This window comes from Massilia sp. Leaf139 (assembly GCF_001424165.1).
In the GTDB taxonomy this organism is placed as follows: Bacteria; Pseudomonadota; Gammaproteobacteria; order Burkholderiales; family Burkholderiaceae_D; genus Telluria.
In genome coordinates, this window is sequence record NZ_LMOJ01000012.1 from 182,626 (window position 1) to 200,900 (window position 18,275).

An 18,275-nucleotide genomic window follows, 5' to 3' on the forward strand; every position below is an offset into this window, starting at 1 on the left:
GTTACGTATCACCGCGTGGGCACGGAGTGCCCACCCTACAAAATCAATCAGACGCCGTATGGAATCCAGACGTTCTTGACCTGGCTCGCGTGCTGCAGCACGGTACGGCCGCAAGCCTGCTTCGCATCGAACCAGTCGCGGCCCTTGCCGCCGCCGACCCAGGTGCGCTTCAGCGTTTCGGAAGACAGGCGCTCGACTTCGGCGCAGCCCTCGGCCGAACCGTCGTGGCGCCACACGGCGTCGATGTCGCCATGGGTCGCCAGCGTGCGCGCCAGCTCGTCAGCGCTACCGGTGACGATGTTCAGCGCGCCGCCCGGCAGGTCGGACGTATCCAGCACCTGGTACAGGTCGGTGGCCGACAGCGGATAGGCTTCCGACGGCACCGCGACGACGCGGTTGCCCAGCGCCAGCGCTGGAGCGACGAGCGAAATGAAGCCCAGCAGCGGGTTTTCGTTCGGGCAGATCACGCCGATCACGCCGACCGGTTCGTTGAGCGCGACGGTGATGCCGTGCATCGGCGGCTGGTGTGCCTGGCCGTCGTACTTGTCGCACCACGCGGCCCAGTAGAACAGACGTTCGATCGAAGCGGCGACTTCGCGCTGCGGGTCACGCACACCGGTCATGGCGGCCAGGCGCGCCGCGAATTCCTCGGCGCGGATCGCCAGGTTCTCGGCGATGTAGTACAGCACCTGCGCGCGGTTGTGTGCGGTGGCTTTCGACCAGCCGGCAGCCTTGTGCGCGGCTTCCACGGCGTTGCGGATGTCCTTGCGGTTGCCCTCGCCGACGTCGGCCAGGAAGGCGCCGTTGGCGCCGTTGATCGCGCGGCTGTAGGCGCCGTCGGGGCGGGCCTGCTTGCCGCCGATGTAAAGCTTGGCGGTGCGGTCGACGGCGAACGGGCTGCCGCCTTCCGACGCGCGCACCTTGCCCTGTTCAGGCTTGAGCGGTGCGCTCGGACGTGCGTCTTCCGACAGCGGCGTCAGGTATTCGTACATGCCTTCCTTGCCGCCTTCGCGGCCGAAGCCAGATTCCTTGTAGCCGCCGAAACCGCAGGCCGCGTCGAACTGGTTCGCGGTGTTGATCCACACGACGCCGGCCTTGATCTGCGGCGCCACGTCCAGCGCCAGCGAGATCGATTCCGACCACACGCAGGCGGCCAGGCCGTACACGGTGTTGTTCGCCAGCTGCACCGCTTCGCCCGGGGTGCGGAAGCTCATGGCGACCAGCACCGGGCCGAAGATTTCGGTCTGGGCCACGGCGGCCGAGGTCGAGGCGCCGGTGATCAGGGTCGGCAGGAACCACGAGCCGGCCACTGGCGCTTCGCAGGCCGGCTGCCAGATCTCGCAGCCCTCGGCACGGGCGGCTTCCACCAGGCCGTGGATGCGCTGCTGCTGCACCGGATCGACCAGGGCGCCGATGTCGTTCGATTTATCGAGCGGCGAGCCGACGCGCAGGTTCTGCATGCGCACCTTGACCTTGGCGATGAAGCGGTCGTAGACCGATTCCTGCACCAGCAGGCGCGAACCGGCGCAGCAAACCTGCCCCTGGTTGAACCAGATCGAGTCGACCAGACCTTCGACGGCGGCATCCAGGTCGGCATCGTCGAACACGATGAAGGGCGACTTGCCGCCCAGTTCCAGCGACAGCTTCTTGCCGCTGCCGGCAGTGGCCTTGCGGATGATGCGGCCGACTTCGGTCGAGCCGGTGAAGGCCAGCTTGTCGATGCCGGGGTGGTTGACGATGGCTTCGCCGACGCGGCCGTCGCCGGTGACGATGTTGACGACGCCCGCGGGCACGCCGGCCTGCTGGCAGATCTCGGCGAACAGCAGCGCGGTCAGCGAGGTGTACTCGGCCGGCTTGAACACGATGGTGTTACCGGCAGCCAGGGCCGGCGCGATTTTCCATGCCAGCATCAGCACCGGGAAGTTCCAGGGCACGATCTGACCAACGACGCCCACGGCACGGTAGTCGGCGAATTCTTCCGATTGCAGCTGGGCCCAGCCGGCGTGGTGGTAGAAGTGGCGCGCGGCCAGCGGCAGATCGGCATCGCGGGTTTCGCGGATGGTCTTGCCGTTGTCGAGGGTCTCGAGCACGGCGAACAGGCGCGAGTGCTTTTGCAGCAGGCGCGCGATCGAATACATGATCTTGGCGCGGCCATGGCCGCCCAGCGCGACCCAGCCCGGCTGCGCGCGGCGCGCGGCCGCAACTGCGCGCTCCACGTCCTCGTTGGACGCTTGCGTGACTTGCGCCAGTTCCGAGCCGTCGGCCGGGTTGTTCGAGGCGAAGGTCTCGACGCCTTCCGTCCACGCGTTGTCGATGAACAGTCCAAAACGGCGTCCGTGCTGCTCCAGCCACGCTTGCGCTTCTTTGGTGCTCTCGGGTGCGGGGCCGTAATCCATAGTTTGCAGAATCTCTTTAATTGTTGGCATGACGAATCCGTTCGGTATTTAAGGTTGCGCGTGGCGGTGTGCGGCCGAGTAGGCGCCGGTCACGTAGTGCTCGAGCTGGCGCTCGATGTCGGTCATCAGGCTCGAGGCGCCGATGCGGAACAGGTGCGGCTGCAGCCAGTCGTTGCCCAGCTCTTCCTTCATGACGGTCAGGTATTGCAGTGCGCTCTTCGCGGTGGACACGCCGCCGGCCGGCTTGTAGCCGACCTGGAAGCCGGTCTGCTCGTAGTATTCGCGGATCGCGCGGGTCATCACCAGCGACACGGGGATGGTGGCGTTGACGCCTTCCTTGCCGGTCGAGGTCTTGATGAAGTCGGCGCCGGCCATCATGCAGACCCACGAGGCTTTCGCCACGTTGTCCAGCGTGACCAGGTCGCCGGTGGCGAGAATGGCCTTCACGTGGGCCTCGCCGCAAGCGGCGCGGTAGGCGACCATCTCGTCGTACAGGGCCTGCCAGTTACCGGTCAATACATGCTGGCGGGTGATGACGATGTCGATCTCGGTGGCGCCGGCGGCGACCGACAGTTCGATTTCGCGCAGCTTGGTTTCGAGGCTCGACAGGCCGGCCGGGAACGCGGTCGACACGGCGGCGATCGGCAGGCGGCCCTGCAGGATCTTCACGGCCGGCGTGATCATCTCGTGGTACACGCAGACGGCGCCGGTGGTCAGCGATTCCAGACCCAGTGCCTGCATCAGGTCGGCGCGCAGCGGGCGCATCGCCTTCATGCACAGGCGCTCGACGCGGCCCGGGGTGTCGTCGCCACCGAGGGTGGTCAAGTCCATGCACTGCACGGCGCGGATCAGCCAGGCGGCCTGGTATTCCTTTTTCACCGTGCGGCGGTTCGCCAGGCTGGCGGCGCGGCGGTCGGCCGCATTGCGGTTGACCTTGATGTTGTTCACCCAGCCGAGGTCGAGGCCGACGGCGGTGTTACGTTTGAAGTCCAGGTTCTGGGTCATAGCAATGCGGTTCCGTTGGAGAGAGGTTTGACGCCGAGGTGGTTGGCCAGCGTGGCGCCGATGTCGGAGAAGGTCGACGCAATCGGCAGTTCCTGCGCCGGCACGTTCGGGCCGAAGAAGATCATCGGGATGTGTTCGCGGGTGTGATCCGAGCCCGGCGCGGTCGGGTCGCAGCCGTGGTCGGCGGTGATCACGACCAGGTCGCCGTCCTTCAGTTTCGCCATAAATTCGGGCAGGCGCGCGTCCAGCTCGTGCAGCGCGTTCGCATAGCCGGCGACGTCGCGGCGGTGGCCGAAGTGCATGTCGAAGTCGACGAAGTTCACGAAGCTGAGCGATTTTTCCGGGGCAGTGTCGGCCACTTCGAGCAGGCGGTCGAACAGGGCCATGTTGTCGGCGCCCTTGATCAGCTGGGTCACGCCCTGCGCCGCGAAGATGTCGCTGATCTTACCGAGGGCGATGACTTCGCCGCCGTCGTTCTTGACGTGGTCGAGCAGCGTCGGGCTTGTGGGCGGCACGGCGTAGTCGTGGCGATTGCTGGTGCGCTTGTACTTGCCGTTCGCGCCCAGGAAAGGACGCGCGATCACGCGGCCGATGTTGTAGGGCTTGACCAGTTCATAGGCCGCTTCGCAGACTTCGTACAAACGATCCAGGCCGAAGTGTTCTTCGTGCGCCGCGATCTGCAGCACCGAATCGGCCGAGGTGTACAGGATCGGTTTCCCGGTGGCGACATGCTCGTCGCCCAGCTCGTCGATGATGGTCGTGCCCGAAGCGTGGCAGTTTCCGAGCCAGCCGGGAACCTTGGTGAGCTCCTGCAGTTTGTCCGTCAGCTCCTTGGGGAAGGACGGCACCGTCTTCGGGAAGTAGCCCCAGTCGAACAGCACCGGCACGCCGGCGATTTCCCAGTGGCCGCTCTGCGTGTCCTTGCCGGTCGATTGCTCGCGTGCGACGCCCCAGGCGCCGGTGAAGCCATCGCGCTGGTCGAAGCCGGCAGCCCATTCGCCGCTGGCTTTATGGGCGGCGGCGGCCAGGCCAAGGCGCTCCAGGTTCGGCAGCGACATCGGCTTGCCCTCATTTGCCGCCCACTTGGCGATGTGGCCGAAGGTGTTGGTGCCGGCGTCGCCGTATTTGTCGGCGTCGGGCAGCGCGCCCAGGCCGAAGGAGTCAAGCAGGAGGATGAATGCGCGTGACATGGAAGTCCTCGACGTGAATTAAGCTTCTGCGCGCGGGATGGAGCCCAGGCGCTCGGTGAACGAATGGATCAGGGTGACCAGGTCTTTCGCTGCGATCGCCGCGTACTTCAGGGTCTGCTCGTGCGACAGCGGGAACGGCGACAGGCCTTCGGCCAGGTTCGTGATGGCCGAGATGCCGACCACTTTCAGGCCGCAGTGGCGGGCCGAAATCACTTCCGGCACCACCGACATACCCACGACATCGGCGCCGAGCGTGCGGAAGGCGCGGATCTCGGCGGCGGTTTCGAAGTTCGGACCCGGCGCGGCCAGGTAGACGCCTTCGGCGACGGTGATGTTCTTGGCAACCGCGGTTTCCTTGACCAGCGCGCGCAGGTCGGCATCGTAGGCATTGGCCATGCTGAAGAAGCGCGGGCCGAAGCGGTCGTCGTTCGGGCCGGCCATCGGGCTGCCCGGCAGCAGGTTGATGTGATCCGTCAGGACGACGACGCTGCCGGCGTCGACTTCGGTGCGCAGCGAGCCGGCGGCATTCGTCACCAGCAGCATCTCGCAGCCGAGCAGTTTGAAGGTGCGCACGGCCGAGGTCATGACATTCGCGCCATAGCCTTCGTAGAAGTGGCCGCGGCCCTTCATACAGACGACCGGCACGCCGGCCAGGGTACCCAGCACCAGTTCGCCGGCGTGGCCGTGCACGGTGCTGATCGGGAAGCCCGGCAGTTCCGCATAGCTGATCGAGACCGCGTCCGTCATCTGCTCGGCGAGCACGCCGAGGCCGGAACCGAGGATCATCGCCACGCGCGGCTCGAAGCCCGGCTTACGGGCGCGAATGATCTCTGCGGCTTCGAATGGGGTATTGCTGGACATGGTCTTTCCTTCTATGGAATCTTAAAAGCTGGGATGGAGAGGCGGTCGTGCGGGCTGGCGGGGAAGCGGCCCGGCGCCACGGAAGGGGCGCAGATAAGCCAAAAATTATTATAACTATGCATTATCGTGGATATGTAGGGCAAATACCATTTCTCTTGCCCATTTATATGAAGGACGACTAAATCGGCGCCGGTGCATCGGTTCTCGTTGGCCTTCCGCGACAACTTGGCTGTTCGCCATTAACGGTTGACCCGAGCCAAACATTTGTTTAGGATGGACAAACATTTGTTTAGATCACCGACTCCGTGACCGACACCTCGAAAAAAGAACAGTTGTACGAGCTGATCCGCGCCAATCCCTTCATCGCGCAGCAGGACATCGCCGCCGAACTGAATCTGTCGCGCTCGGCCGTGGCCGGCTATATCGCCAGCCTGGTGCGCGAACGGCGCCTGCTCGGGCGCGCCTACGTGCTGGCCGGCGAGCGCCCGATCGTCTGCGTCGGCGCGGCCAATCTCGACCGCAAGCTACGCGCATCAGGCCCGCTGATGATGGGCACCTCGAACCCGGCCAGCGCCGTGGAATCTTTCGGCGGCGTGGCGCGCAACATCGCCGAGAACCTGGCGCGCATGGGCGCAGCCGTCAGCCTGGTCACGGCGGTCGGCAACGATTCCTCGGGACGCGCCCTGCTCGACCACGCCGCCGGCGCCGGCATCGATACGCGCGGCGCGCTGAAACTCGACGACGCCGGCAGCGGCACCTATACCGCGGTGCTGGATGCCGACGGCCAGATGGCGGTCGCACTAGCCGACATGGCGCTCTACGACCGCATCACCCCGGCCTTCCTCGACCTGCGCCGCCAGCAGCGCGCCAGCGCTTCGCTGATCGTGGCCGACCTGAACCTGCCGCAGGACGCGATCGCGACGCTCCGGCGGGACGCGGCCGCCGACGGCGTCATGCTGGTCATCGTCGCCGTCTCGGAACCGAAGATGGGGCGCCTGCCGCCCTCGCTGCAGGGCCTGCGCCTGCTGATCCTGAACGCGGGCGAACTGGCCGCGCGCGTGGGCCGCGCGTTGACAAGCGACGCCGACCTGGCCGCTGCCTGCGCCGAGCTGCAGGCGCAGGGCGCGCAGGACGTCGTCGTCACGCTCGGCGCGCGCGGCGTCCTGTTCACCACCGCCGACGGGGTCGCGCACCTGGACGCGCCGCCGGCCGAGGTCGTCGACGTCACCGGCGCCGGCGACGCCTTTGCCGCCGCCGTGTGCCTGTCGCTGCAGGATGCCGGCGCCGACCTGGCGCTGGCCTGCCGCCGCGGCCTGCAGCTGGCCAGCCTCACCATCGGCTGCCGCGAGACGGTCTGTCCGCAACTGACGCCCGAAACCTTCGGCGCCCTCCTTCACGATTGATTGGAATTACCATGCACTCCTTCCTGCTGTTCTCCCCCGAAGTCGCTGCCGCACGCACTGCCGGCCGTCCTATCGTCGCGCTCGAGTCGACCATCATCTCGCACGGCATGCCCTACCCGCAGAACGTGCAGACCGCGCGCAAGGTCGAGCAGATCATCCGCGATGCCGGCGCCGTGCCGGCCACCATCGCCATCATGGACGGCCGCATCTGCATCGGCCTCTCCGACGAACAGCTCGAACAGCTCGGCACCGCGCCCGATGCGATCAAGGTGAGCCGGCGCGACCTGGCCTACGTGCTGTCGCAGCGCCTGCTGGGCGCGACCACCGTGGCCGCGACCATGATCTGCGCCCAGCTCGCGGGCATCGAGGTCTTCGTCACCGGCGGCATCGGCGGCGTGCACCGCGGCGCCGAGACCAGCTTCGACATCTCGGCCGACCTGCAGGAGCTGGCGCAAACCAGCGTTGCCGTGGTCTGCGCCGGCGTGAAATCGATCCTCGACATCGGCCTCACGCTCGAATATCTGGAGACCCACGGCGTGCCGGTGGTGAGCGTCGGCCAGCCCGGCTTCCCCGCCTTCTTCACCCGCGAATCGGGCTTCAATGCGGACTTCCGGATCGACGGCGCGGAGCAGCAGGCCAGCTTCATCCGCACCAAATGGCAGCTCGGCCTGCAAGGCGGCGTCGTCGTCAGCAATCCGGTGCCGGAGCAGTCCGCAATGCCGAAGGAAGAGATCGACCGCATCACCGAACAGGCGCTGCGCGAAGCGGACGAACAGGGCGTGACGGGCAAGAAGGTCACGCCCTTCCTGCTGGCGCGCATCAAGGAGCTGACCGAAGGCCGCAGCCTGGCCACCAACATCGCGCTGGTCGAGCACAACGCCCTGGTCGGCGCGCGCCTGGCCGTGGCTTTGAACGCTACCGCTTGAAGCAACCATGTCGATCGACCTGAAACAGCTGAAATACTTCCTCGCCGTCGCCGAAGAAAAAAGCTTCAGCCGCGCCGCCGAGCGCCTGCACATCTCGCAGCCGCCGCTCTCCCAGCAGATCATGAAGCTGGAAGCGGAACTCGGCGTGCGCCTGTTCGCGCGCACCACGCGCAGCTTCGAGCTGACCGTGGCGGGCAAGGCGCTGATGGCGGAAGCGGCCGATCTGCTGGGCCGCATGCGCATGACGATCGACACCATCCGCCAGATCGACCGCGGCGAAGTCGGGCGCCTGCGCGTGGGCATCGTCGGTTCGGCGATGTGGGGGCCGATCCCGAGTTTGCTGGAGCGCTTCCAGAGCGAGTTCCCGAAGGTGACCTGGACACTGCACGAATTGGGGCCGGACGAGCAGTTCGAGGCGCTGCGTTCGAAGCAGATCGACGTCGGCTTCTGGCGCGAGCCGCGCCTGGAAGAGGAAGCCTTGAAAAGCGCGCACCTGCACCAGGAATTGTGCTTCCGCGAGAACGTCTGCGTGGCCGTGCACAAGGGCCACGCGCTGGCGCGGCGCGAGGCGATCGACCTGGTCGACATCGCCAACGAACCGATGCTGACCCTGCACCTGAGCCAGTCGGCCGAGCCGCGCTACCTGATCCAGTGCTGCGTCAACGCCGGCTTCCAGCCGACGATCTTCCAGGAGGCGGCCGAGCCGCAGACGCTGCTGGCGATGGTCGGTGCCGGCCTTGGCGTGGCGCTGATGCCGGAGACGACCAGCCGCATCGGTTGGCCGGGGGTGGTGTTCGTGCCGATCAGGACGAATACTCCGTCGGCGAATCTGTATATTACCTACACCAGCCAGGACGATGCGCCGGTGGTGCGGGCGTTTTTGAAAATTTTAAAGCCGGATGGGGGTACGTAGGGTGGGCACTCCGTGCCCACGCGGGATCACGGGTTGATATGCGGCGCCACTAAACCAAGCGGTCACGTGTGCAAACCGGCTGTTTTCAAACGTAATGGGCTATTAACCGCCGTACCGCGTGGGCTCGAGAGCCCACCCTACGTCAGTGGGTAGCTCCACCTGCTTCGACTACGGCCTCACCACCCCGCACCGCCACTTCCATCGCCACCTTCAACCCGGCGATGATGTCGTCCAACGCCATCGACGGCGCCCCCGCGAACGCTGCGGCCTGCTCCGGCAAATACGGCACGTGAATGAATCCGCCCATCACCTGTTTGTCCCGCAGGTGATGCATCAAACCATAGAACACGTGGTTGCAGACAAAGGTGCCCGCCGTCTGCGATACCGACGCCTTCAGATCGCGCTCGCGCATCGCGCCCACGATGGCTTTTACCGGCAGGGACGCGAAATAAGCGGCCGGGCCATCCTCGGCGATCGGCGCGTCGATCGGCTGCTGGCCGCCGTTATCGACGATCGGCGCGTCGTCGACATTGATCGCCACCCGCTCGACCGTCAGATCGGGACGCCCGCCGGCCTGGCCGACGCAGATCACGATGTCGGGCCGGATCTCGTCGACGGCGCCGCACAGCACCCGGTTGGCCTGGCCGAAGACGCAGGGCAGCTGCAGGATTTCGACCATGTAATCCTCGTCGATCCAGCCCTTGAACGAACGCACCGCCTCCCAGGCCGGGTTGATCGTCGCTCCATTGAACGGCTCGAAACCTGTCAGCAGCACAGTTTTTTTCATGATTATCTATTCATGAGGAAGTAGAGGAGGACGATGTTCGCCGCCAGCAAGGGCAGCGCCGTCGGGATTTGCGCCTTGATCACCGCGTTTTTGTCAGGCAACTCCAGCAAGGCTGCGGGGACGATATTAAAGTTCGCTGCCATCGGCGTCATTAATGTGCCGCAATACGCGCTGAACATGCCGATGGCAGCCATTACAGCAGGATTGGCATCGTACTGTCCAATCAAGACGGGGACGCCGATGCCGCCGGCGATCACCGGGAAAGCGGCGAAACCATTGCCCATGATGATGGTGAACAGGGCCATGCCGATGCAATACAGGGCCACCGCGGCGAAGCGCGAATCGACGGCGAACCAGGCGGTCGTCACCTGCGCCACCGCCTTGCCGACGCCGGCCTCGGCGAACAGCAGGCCGAGCACGGCCAGCATGTGCGGCAGCGTCACCGCCCAGCTCATGGCGTCGACCAGGCGCCGCGCCTCGCGCAGGCCCTGCACCGGACTGGCGCGCGTCAGCCAGCAGGCCGCGCCCAGGGCCAGCAAGGCGCCCAGACCCAGGCTGGCGAGCGTCAGGTGCGCCTTGTCGAACAGGGCGAATTCGCCGATGTGCACGTCCTTCAGCAGCGTCGCGCCCAGCACCGTCACCAGCGGAATCACCAGCGCCGGCAGGAACAGGCGGTTGCCCAGGCGGGCGGCGCTGGCGCGGCGGGCGCCCTCGTCGAGCGTGCCGTGCTTGCCCGGCTTGACCAGGCCGCAGCCGGCCAGCAGCGCCATCGCGATCATGACGGCACCGGCCACGGCCGGGGCCATGAAGTCGCCCGCCAGATAGACGGTCGCATACAGGCCCCAGAACAGCGCGGAGGTGATGCGGCGCGGATGATCGCGGTCGAAGGCGGTGAGCAGCGCGACGAAGGCGAGCAGCAGGCCGACCAGCAGATATAGAAGATGCAGCGAAAAGATCACTTGCCCGCTCCTTCGCGGCGGATGGCGGCGTCGAGGCGGCGCAGGTTCCAGCTGTGGATGACGAAGGCGCAGACCGCGGTCGGGATGCCCCACAGCGCCATGTGCAGCGGATCGACCTCGATCCCCTCGGCGCGCAGGATGGTCTGCATCAGCACGATGGCGCCGAAGGCGACGAAGATGTCTTCGCCGAAGAACAGGCCGACGTTGTCGGTGGCCGCCGCCATGGCGCGGATGCGGTAGCGCAGCGCCTCCGAGATGCTGCCATTACGCGCCTCGGCCGCACCCTCGGCCAGCGGCGCGACCAGCGGGCGCACCATCGAAGGCTGGCCGCCCAGGCTGGTCAGGCCCGCCGCGGCCGACACTTCGCGCAGGAACAGGTAGACGATCAAGAGGCGCCCGGAAGTCGCCGAGCGGATCTTCGCGATGCTCGCCATCGCATGCTCCTTCAGCCCGAAGCGTTCGAGCAGCCCGACCGCCGCCAGCGGCAGGAGCAGCACCAGCGGCAGGTTGCGCGTTTTGAGGAAGGCGGTGCCGAGCGACTCGAGCACGTGCATGACGGGCATCGCGGCGGCGGCCCCGGTGACGGCGCAGGCGGCAACGACCACCAGCACGGGATTGGCCCGCAGCAGGAAGCCGGCGGCGATGACGGCCACGCCCAGCAGCGGCCACAGGTTGACGGCGGTTTGCATGCACTCTCCGGCTTGGTAGTTGGCTGAACGATTCGGCGCAGCGAGTGTAACCGAAGCGAGCTTGCGTAGACGAAACATCCTGCGCGGCCCCGCCGACGGCCTGCCCGACAGTCTGTGGCGCGGCCGCCGCACGCGGCCGGCAAGCGCTTGCGCACCTGCGCACGCTTGATTAGGCTCATACGCACAGCACGACCGGCCACTACTCTCGGGGCATCACCGGCAACGCTGCCATCCATAAGGAGACACCATGCGCCTGCCCGACCTGTTGCACGTGTTTTCGCTCGCCCTGCGGCGCCTGGCCAGGCGTCTCGGGCCCCTTGTCCTGTGCGGCGCGCTGGCCGCCTGCGGTGGCGGCGTGGCGATCGGCTTCGGCTATTCCGACTACGACGACGACCACCACGACCGGCCGGACAATCCCCCTCCGCCCGCGGGCGAGCCGGGTATCTTCCTGGTGGCCGGCGGCCTCTGCCCGAACTGCGGCGGCTCGCTCGACGGCTCGGGTTCGAACGCCCGCTTCGACGGCCCTGAAGGCATCGTCACCGCGCCCGACGGCAACCTGTATGTCACTGAGAAGAACAGTGCCACCATCCGCCGGGTCTCGCCGCAGGGCGTGGCCGTTACCTTCGCCGGCAGCGCCGGCGCAATCGGCAGCCTGGACGGCGCCGGCACCGGCGCGCGTTTCAATTCGCCGACCCGGATCGAGGCCGACGCCGACGGCAACCTGTACGTGACCGACACCGGCAACTCGACCATCCGCCGCATCAGCGCGGCAGGTGCCGTCACCACCCTGGCCGGCGCCGCGGGCCAGTGCGGCAGCGCCGACGGCGACGCGCGCAACGCCCGCTTCTGCTCGCCGCAGGGCATTGCGCTCGACCGCCAGGGAAATTTGTATGTGGCCGACACGCTGAACCACACGATCCGACGCATCGACCGCGCGAACGTGGTCACCACGATCGCCGGAACCGCGGGTTCCTGCGGCAGCACCGACGGGCGCGGGGCGGCCGCGCTCTTCTGCGAGCCTCAGGACATCGACGTCGACTCCGCCGGCTTCCTGTACGTGGCCGATACGGCCAATTCGACGATCCGCGAAATCTCGCCCGCGGGCGAGGTGCGCACCATCGCCGGGGCGGCCGGCCAGTGCGGCAGTGCCGACGGCACCCTGAACAATGCCCGCCTGTGCCGCGCCGCCGGACTCGCGCTCGATGGCGCAGGCAGCCTGTTCGTGGCCGATACCGGCAACGGCACGATCCGGCGCATCGACATCTCGAACAAGGTCAGCACCGTGATCGGCGTTCCCGGCAACCAGAACAATGTGCTCGGCCCCCTGCCTGGCGGGTTGAACGCGCCGCGCGGCATTACGGCCTTCGGTGCGGGAGCGCTGGCGGTTAGCGTCCAGAACCTGGTGCTGAAGGTGGTGCCGCGCTAGTCCTGTTCGGGATGCACGGGGGTGGCCGCGAGATCGCCCACGACCGTATTCCAGCGCCGCACGTGGAAGGCGCGCACCAGGCCGTGGGTTACGTAGGGATCGGTGGCGGCGAAGAGCTGGGGCGTTTCCGGGCTGTCGCAGCTGAAGACCAGCAGGGCGCGGTCGGCCGGATCGTCGAGGGCGCCGGCCAGCACGAGCTCGCCGCGCTGCTGGGCTTCCCAGGCCAGCTTCAGGTGGGCATTGCGGAATTCTGCGCGGCGCTCCAGGTAATCGGGCGCGAGATCATAGGTGAGCAGGAAATGCACGGGGTTTCCTTCATTGATGGATTGGCAAAACGCTGCGGCCATAGTACCCGATGCAGATGCGGCACACGCCACGTCCGCCTGAAACACCGGTGCGGCTTGCATCCGCCGTCTGAACGCGTGGGCGGCGTCGCGGCCGCGTGGCATCTTTGCTCCCGGGTGGAGCCGCCCCCCCTACGGATCGGTGCCATCGTTCTCGCAAAAACAGGCGGCAGGAGGTAGGGTGGGCGGCTATACCTGACTGCGTGCGTCGACGCGCCTCGAATGCCGCCCACGCGTTCAACCCAAGCATGCATCATCGATCCATCCCCTGTAGCAAAAAGCACACTCCCCCGACGACCATCTTTCATGCTGCAATGCATGGCGATTTGGCGCACAGAACAATTCTTACCGACGAGGTAGACTGTGCGCATGAATACATCGAAAAAAATGGCGGCGGGGATGGCGGGATTCGCCAGCGTGTTGTGGCTGGGGCTCACGGCCGCGGTCGCCGCGAACCAGCGCCGGCTGGTATTCAATCCGACCATCGTCCCCGAAGTGAACAGCCCGCGCAGCAGCGGCCACCGTACCCGCCCGATCGTCCTGCGCGCGAAAGACGGCACCCGCCTGTGCGGCTGGCTGATGACGCCGCGCACGCCCGGCCCGCATCCGGCCGTGCTGTATTTCGGCGGCCGCTCTGAAGAGGTCTCCTGGGTCGTGCGCGATGCCGGCTCCCTGTTCCCGAACATGACGGTGCTGGCCCTGAACTACCGCGGCTATGGCAATTCGCACGGCATTCCCGACGAAACCCTGCTCGTCGAAGACGGCTGCACCCTGTTCGACTGGCTGGCCGCCCTGGGCCAGGTCGACGCGCGCCGTATCGCGGTGGTCGGGCGCAGCCTCGGTTCGGGCGTGGCGGTGCAGGTGGCGAAGGAACGCGCCGCGCACTCGGTGGTGTTGATCACGCCCTACGATTCGATCCTGGCGATCGCCAAGAAAAAATTCCGCGCGATGCCGATCGAGTACATGCTGCGCCACCGCTTCGAGTCGATCAAGCACGCGCCCTCGCTGAAGGTGCCGACTTATGTGTTGCGCGCCGAGAGCGACGACATCGTGCCGCATTCGCATACCGACCAGCTGTGCGAAAAGCTCGCCAACCTGATCCTCGACGACGTGGTGCCCGGCTCAGATCACATGAACATCCCCTATCTCGAAGCGACCCAGAGCCGCATCGCCGGTTTCCTGGCCCAGCGCTTCAGCCAGCCGCCCCCCCCTCCCGAGCTCATCCAAACTGTGGCGTAGGCAGGAAAATGGAAAAAAATGCCGAAACTTATCGGCATTTATATTTCCATCGAATAAATTGCCAAGTAAAATCGTATTTGCCTTGCATCGACGGACTGATGCATATTTGACAGGTTGAGCTGCGCTGGAATTCGCTAGTCCGAACCACGCGGCGCATGGCCGGCCCTCCCCCCAGGATTCGAACGAGTACGCGCTGTTGCGATGACGCAACATTCGCGCCTATGTCTAGCATTGGGGGAAAGGTTCCGATACAAATCGTAACCCCATGAAACGTCCGGGGCTGACACAATCCGCACGGCATCATGGCCGCGCCCGCACTCATCTGCGATGGCGCGCCGAGCCTTGCCTCTAGGTCGTCCCTCCCAACGCAGCCGTTGCGCCGGGTACAATATCGAAATTCCAGGAGCTCATTCATGAAATTCAAGCAACTCAGCACCACGATTGCGGCATTGTTCATCGCGGGCAGCGCCATGGCGCAAGCGCCGGCGGGTGCACCCAAGCTGGGCATCGTCTACGATGCCGGCGGCAAGTTCGACAAGTCGTTCAATCAGTCCGCTTTCGAAGGCGCCGAGCGCTTCAAGAAAGAGACGAACATCCCTTACATCGAAGTCCAGGCCAACAGCGACACGCAAGCGGAGCAGGTGATGCGCGGCCTGGCGCGCAAGAAGCTCGACATGATCGCCGCGATCGGCTTCTCGCAGACCCAGGCCGTGGCCAAGGTCGCCAAGGAATTCCCCAAAGTCAAATTCGTCCTGATCGACTCGATCGCGCCGGGCGCGAACGTGAACTCGATCATGTTCAAGGAACAGGAAGGCTCCTACCTGGTCGGCGTCGCCGCCGCCATGGCCTCCAAGTCCAAGAAGATCGGCTTCGTGGGCGGCATGGACATCCCGCTGATCCGCGCCTTCGCCTGCGGCTATAGCCAAGGCGCCAAGGCCCAGCTGCCGAAGGTCGAGATCATGTCGAACATGGTCGGCACCACCAGCGCGGCCTGGAACGACCCGGCCAAGGGCGGCGAGCTGGCACGCCAGCAATTCGACCGCGGCGCCGACGTCGTGTTCGCCGTTGCCGGCGGCTCGGGCATGGGCGCGCTGCAGATGGCCAAGGAAAAAGGCAAGCTGGCGATCGGCGTCGATTCGAACCAGAACTACCTGCACCCGGGTTCGATGCTGACCTCGATGGTCAAGCGCGTCGACCTGGCCGTCTATGACTCGTTCATGCAAGTCAAGAACAACACCTGGAAGGCCGGCACCACCTATAAAGGCCTGAAGGAAGGCGGCGTCGACTGGGTACTGGACAAGGACAACCGCAAGGTCGTCTCGCCCGAAATCGAAAAGCGCGTCAACGGCGTGAAAGCCGACATCATCAACGGCAAGGTCAAGGTCATCGACTACCGCGCCGCGGGCAGCTGCCCAGTCTAACTACAACGCATCAACCAAGAGCGCGCCGCGCCGGTTTTCCGGCCCGGCGCGCTTTTTGAATAAATGAATCACCTAATTGACTACTCATCGCTATGCAGCCAGCCGTAGAATTTCGCAACATAAGCAAGGCCTTCGGGCGGGTGCAAGCGAACGCTGACGTCAGCTTCACGATCGCCAAGGGTTCCATCCACGGCGTCATCGGAGAAAACGGCGCCGGCAAATCCACCCTGATGAGCATCCTGTACGGCTACTACCATGCCGACAGCGGCCAGCTCCTGATCGACGGCCAGGCGCGTGCGATCCGCAACAGCCAGGAAGCCATCGATCTGGGCATCGGCATGGTGCACCAGCACTTCATGCTGGTCGAGAACATGACCGTGCTCGACAACGTGATGCTCGGCGCCGAAGGCGGCTTCAAGCTGGCCGCCAAGCGCAAGGAAGTGGAAAACAAGCTGCGCGAGATCTGCACGCGCTACCGCCTCGACGTCGATCCGCTCGCGACCATCCACGACCTGTCGGTGGGCGCCCAGCAGCGTGTCGAGATCCTCAAGCAGATCTACCGCAGCGCCGAGATCCTGATCCTGGACGAGCCGACCGCCGTGCTGACCGCCCAGGAAACGGCCTCGCTGTTCGAAATCCTGCGCCTGTTCAAGGATCAGGGCAAAACCATCATCCTGATCACCCACAAGCTGCAGGAGATCATGGACATCACCGACCAGGTGACGGTGCTGCGCGCCGGCCGCGTGTCGGGAGCGGTCGCGACGAAAGACACCTCGAAGGAGCAGCTGGCCAACATGATGGTCGGCCGCCCGATCGAGGGCAACCTGCCGCGCAAGCCTTTCAATCCGGGCGCCGCCGTGCTGAAGGTGTCGAAGCTGCAGCTGAAGGATGCGAACGGCGTCCAGCTGCTGGCCGACATCGACCTCACCGTGCGCGCCGGCGAAATCGTCGCCATTGCCGGCGTCTCGGGCAACGGCCAGAGCGAATTGATGGAAATCCTGGCGGGCATGCGCCTGCCGACCTCCGGCCAGGTCGAGCTGGAAGGCAAGGCCCTGCCCTACGGCCGCCGCACGAATGCCGACGGCCTGCCCGCCACCTTCCGCAACCTCGGCATCGGCCACGTGCCGGAAGACCGGCTGCGCGACGGCGTCATCAAGGATTTCTCGGTGATGCAGAACACCGTGTTCGGCTACCAGGAACGTGTAAAAAACCGCTGGGGCCTGTTCGACTTCGATGCGATCGCCAAGCGCTGCGCGCACCTGTTGCAGGCCTTCGACGTGCGTCCGAACAATCCGGATCTGCGCATTGGCCTTCTTTCGGGCGGCAACCAGCAGAAAGTCGTGATCGCGCGCGAAGTCTCGGCGGCGCCGAAGCTGATGCTGGTCGGCCAGCCGACCCGCGGCGTCGACATCGGCACCATCGAATCGATCCACACCCAGCTGCTGCGCCTGCGCGACGAGGGCGTGGCGATCCTGCTGGTCTCGGTCGAACTGGAAGAAGTGCGCGCGCTGGCCGACCGCATCGTGGTCATGTCGGGCGGCCGCGTCACGGGCGAACTGAATGTCGATGAATTCGACACCACCCGCATCGGCCTGCTGATGGGCGGGATGCACAAGTCATGAAACAGATGAAACTCACCGAACTGCCACGCTGGGCGACAGGGATCGTCCTGCCGCTGCTGAACCTGCTGTCGGCGCTGCTGGTCGCCGCGCTCGTCATCCACCTGCTGGGCGAAAGCCCGGTCGAATCGATGAAGATCCTGATCGACTCGGCCGTCATCAATCCCGAAGGCCTGGCCTATACGCTGTTCTACGCCAGCACCTTCATCTTCACGGGCCTGGCCGTGTCGATCGCCATGAAGGCGGGCCTGTTCAACATCGGCGCCGAAGGCCAGATGTATTTCGGCGGCCTGGGCCTGACCCTGGCCGTGCTGGCCTTCGATGCGACGCTCTCGCCCTGGCTGCTGATCCCGCTGGCGATGATCGGCAGCGCCCTGTTCGGAGCCCTGTGGGCCTTCCTGCCGGGCTACCTGCAGGCGAAACGCGGCAGCCACGTGGTGGTCACGACCATCATGTTCAACTTCATCGCCGCCAGCCTGATGAACTTCATCATCGTGAAGTACCTCATCCCCGAGGGCGAGCAGAATCCGGCCAGCCGCGTGTTCGCCGACTCGGCCGCGCTGCCGACCCTGAACACCTGGTTCCCCTTCTTCGGCGACACCCCGCTGAACATCGGCTTCCCGATCGCGATCGTGGCGCTCGTCATCTACGGCGTGATGGTCTCGCGCTCGAGCTGGGGCTACCAGCTGCGCGCCACCGGCCTGAACCAGCACGCGGCCCACTACGCCGGCGTGCGCATCAGCCGCATGATCATCGTCGCGATGCTGATCTCGGGCGCCCTGGCCGGCCTGGCCGCGGTGAACTCGGTGATGGGCTCGACCCACTACCTGAGCCTGAACTTCCCGGCCGGCGCCGGTTTCGTCGGCATCGCGATCGCGCTGATGGGGCGCCAGCATCCGGTTGGCATCTTCCTGTCCTCGGTACTGTTTGGCGCGCTGATCCAGGGCGGTTTCGACCTGTCGCTGGAAAAACCGAACATCCCGGTCGAGACCTTCGTTTTCATCCAGGGCCTGATCATCCTGTTCTGCGGCGCGATGGAGAATTTCTACGCCCCGGCAGTCCTGAAACTGATCAACGCAACACGTAAGGGTTAAGCC

At 65.7% G+C, this 18,275-nt stretch carries 16 protein-coding genes; 8 read left to right on the forward strand and 8 right to left on the reverse strand.

Going from position 1 to position 18,275, the window contains the following annotated elements; translation table 11 throughout:
* Nucleotides 1-47 precede the first annotated feature (47 nt).
* The 4 genes from ASF77_RS09420 to xapA are packed head-to-tail and all read right to left on the reverse strand — an operon-like array spanning nt 48 to nt 5,452.
* The gene (locus ASF77_RS09420; protein WP_373961826.1) at nt 48-2,426 is read right to left on the reverse strand and encodes an aldehyde dehydrogenase family protein; all 2,379 of its coding nucleotides are present in this window, start codon (nt 2,424-2,426) and stop codon (nt 48-50) included.
* Nucleotides 2,427-2,444: 18 nt separating this feature from the next.
* Nucleotides 2,445-3,401, reverse strand: a complete 957-nt coding sequence (deoC, locus tag ASF77_RS09425) for a deoxyribose-phosphate aldolase (protein WP_056338153.1) — start codon at nt 3,399-3,401, stop codon at nt 2,445-2,447.
* Nucleotides 3,398-4,591, reverse strand: coding sequence for a phosphopentomutase (locus ASF77_RS09430; RefSeq protein ID WP_056338155.1), 1,194 nt, complete (start codon nt 4,589-4,591; stop codon nt 3,398-3,400). The genes deoC and ASF77_RS09430 overlap by 4 nt, the downstream gene beginning before the upstream one ends.
* An 18-nt stretch (nt 4,592-4,609) precedes the next feature.
* On the reverse strand, nt 4,610-5,452 hold the full coding sequence (xapA, locus tag ASF77_RS09435; protein WP_056338157.1) for a xanthosine phosphorylase: 843 nt from the start codon (nt 5,450-5,452) through the stop codon (nt 4,610-4,612).
* Nucleotides 5,453-5,757: 305 nt separating this feature from the next.
* Here xapA and ASF77_RS09440 point away from each other — a divergent pair, with 305 nt between their 5' ends.
* The 3 genes from ASF77_RS09440 to ASF77_RS09450 are packed head-to-tail and all read left to right on the forward strand — an operon-like array spanning nt 5,758 to nt 8,694.
* Nucleotides 5,758-6,855, forward strand: coding sequence for a carbohydrate kinase (locus tag ASF77_RS09440; RefSeq protein WP_056338160.1), 1,098 nt, complete (start codon nt 5,758-5,760; stop codon nt 6,853-6,855).
* Between the two features lie 11 nt (nt 6,856-6,866).
* Entirely contained in the window at nt 6,867-7,781 is a 915-nt protein-coding gene (locus ASF77_RS09445; protein WP_056338162.1) for a pseudouridine-5'-phosphate glycosidase, read from the forward strand.
* A gap of 7 nt (nt 7,782-7,788) precedes the next feature.
* A complete protein-coding gene (locus tag ASF77_RS09450; RefSeq protein ID WP_056338165.1) occupies nt 7,789-8,694 on the forward strand; it encodes a LysR family transcriptional regulator in 906 nt (301 codons plus the stop codon).
* A 142-nt stretch (nt 8,695-8,836) separates the two neighbouring features.
* Here the strand turns inward: ASF77_RS09450 and pcp are convergent, their stop codons facing one another.
* Genes pcp through ASF77_RS09465 form a run of 3 tightly spaced genes read right to left on the reverse strand, consistent with a single transcriptional unit; the run spans nt 8,837 to nt 11,129 of the window.
* Nucleotides 8,837-9,481 (reverse strand): pyroglutamyl-peptidase I, encoded by a 645-nt coding sequence (gene pcp, locus ASF77_RS09455; RefSeq protein WP_056338168.1) that lies wholly within the window; start codon nt 9,479-9,481, stop codon nt 8,837-8,839.
* 2 nt (nt 9,482-9,483) lie between these two features.
* Nucleotides 9,484-10,440, reverse strand: a complete 957-nt coding sequence (locus tag ASF77_RS09460; protein ID WP_056338170.1) for a DUF979 domain-containing protein — start codon at nt 10,438-10,440, stop codon at nt 9,484-9,486.
* Entirely contained in the window at nt 10,437-11,129 is a 693-nt protein-coding gene (locus tag ASF77_RS09465; RefSeq protein WP_056338172.1) for a DUF969 domain-containing protein, read from the reverse strand. The genes ASF77_RS09460 and ASF77_RS09465 overlap by 4 nt, the downstream gene beginning before the upstream one ends.
* A gap of 247 nt (nt 11,130-11,376) precedes the next feature.
* Between ASF77_RS09465 and ASF77_RS09470 the strand changes: the two genes are divergently transcribed.
* Nucleotides 11,377-12,555, forward strand: a complete 1,179-nt coding sequence (locus ASF77_RS09470) for an SMP-30/gluconolactonase/LRE family protein (protein WP_056338174.1) — start codon at nt 11,377-11,379, stop codon at nt 12,553-12,555.
* Here ASF77_RS09470 and ASF77_RS09475 read toward each other — a convergent pair.
* A complete protein-coding gene (locus ASF77_RS09475) occupies nt 12,552-12,860 on the reverse strand; it encodes a YciI-like protein (RefSeq protein ID WP_056338178.1) in 309 nt (102 codons plus the stop codon). The genes ASF77_RS09470 and ASF77_RS09475 overlap by 4 nt on opposite strands.
* Nucleotides 12,861-13,268: 408 nt before the next feature.
* On the opposite strand from ASF77_RS09475, the gene ASF77_RS09480 reads away from it, so the two are divergent.
* The 4 genes from ASF77_RS09480 (at nt 13,269) to ASF77_RS09495 (ending at nt 18,272) form a co-directional block, all read left to right on the forward strand.
* Nucleotides 13,269-14,138, forward strand: a complete 870-nt coding sequence (locus tag ASF77_RS09480) for an alpha/beta hydrolase (RefSeq protein WP_056338181.1) — start codon at nt 13,269-13,271, stop codon at nt 14,136-14,138.
* A 413-nt stretch (nt 14,139-14,551) separates the two neighbouring features.
* On the forward strand, nt 14,552-15,559 hold the full coding sequence (locus tag ASF77_RS09485; protein WP_056338184.1) for a BMP family protein: 1,008 nt from the start codon (nt 14,552-14,554) through the stop codon (nt 15,557-15,559).
* 92 nt (nt 15,560-15,651) lie between these two features.
* Nucleotides 15,652-17,181, forward strand: a complete 1,530-nt coding sequence (locus ASF77_RS09490) for an ABC transporter ATP-binding protein (RefSeq protein ID WP_056338187.1) — start codon at nt 15,652-15,654, stop codon at nt 17,179-17,181.
* A gap of 5 nt (nt 17,182-17,186) precedes the next feature.
* Nucleotides 17,187-18,272, forward strand: a complete 1,086-nt coding sequence (locus ASF77_RS09495) for an ABC transporter permease (RefSeq protein ID WP_056339019.1) — start codon at nt 17,187-17,189, stop codon at nt 18,270-18,272.
* Nucleotides 18,273-18,275 lie beyond the last annotated feature (3 nt).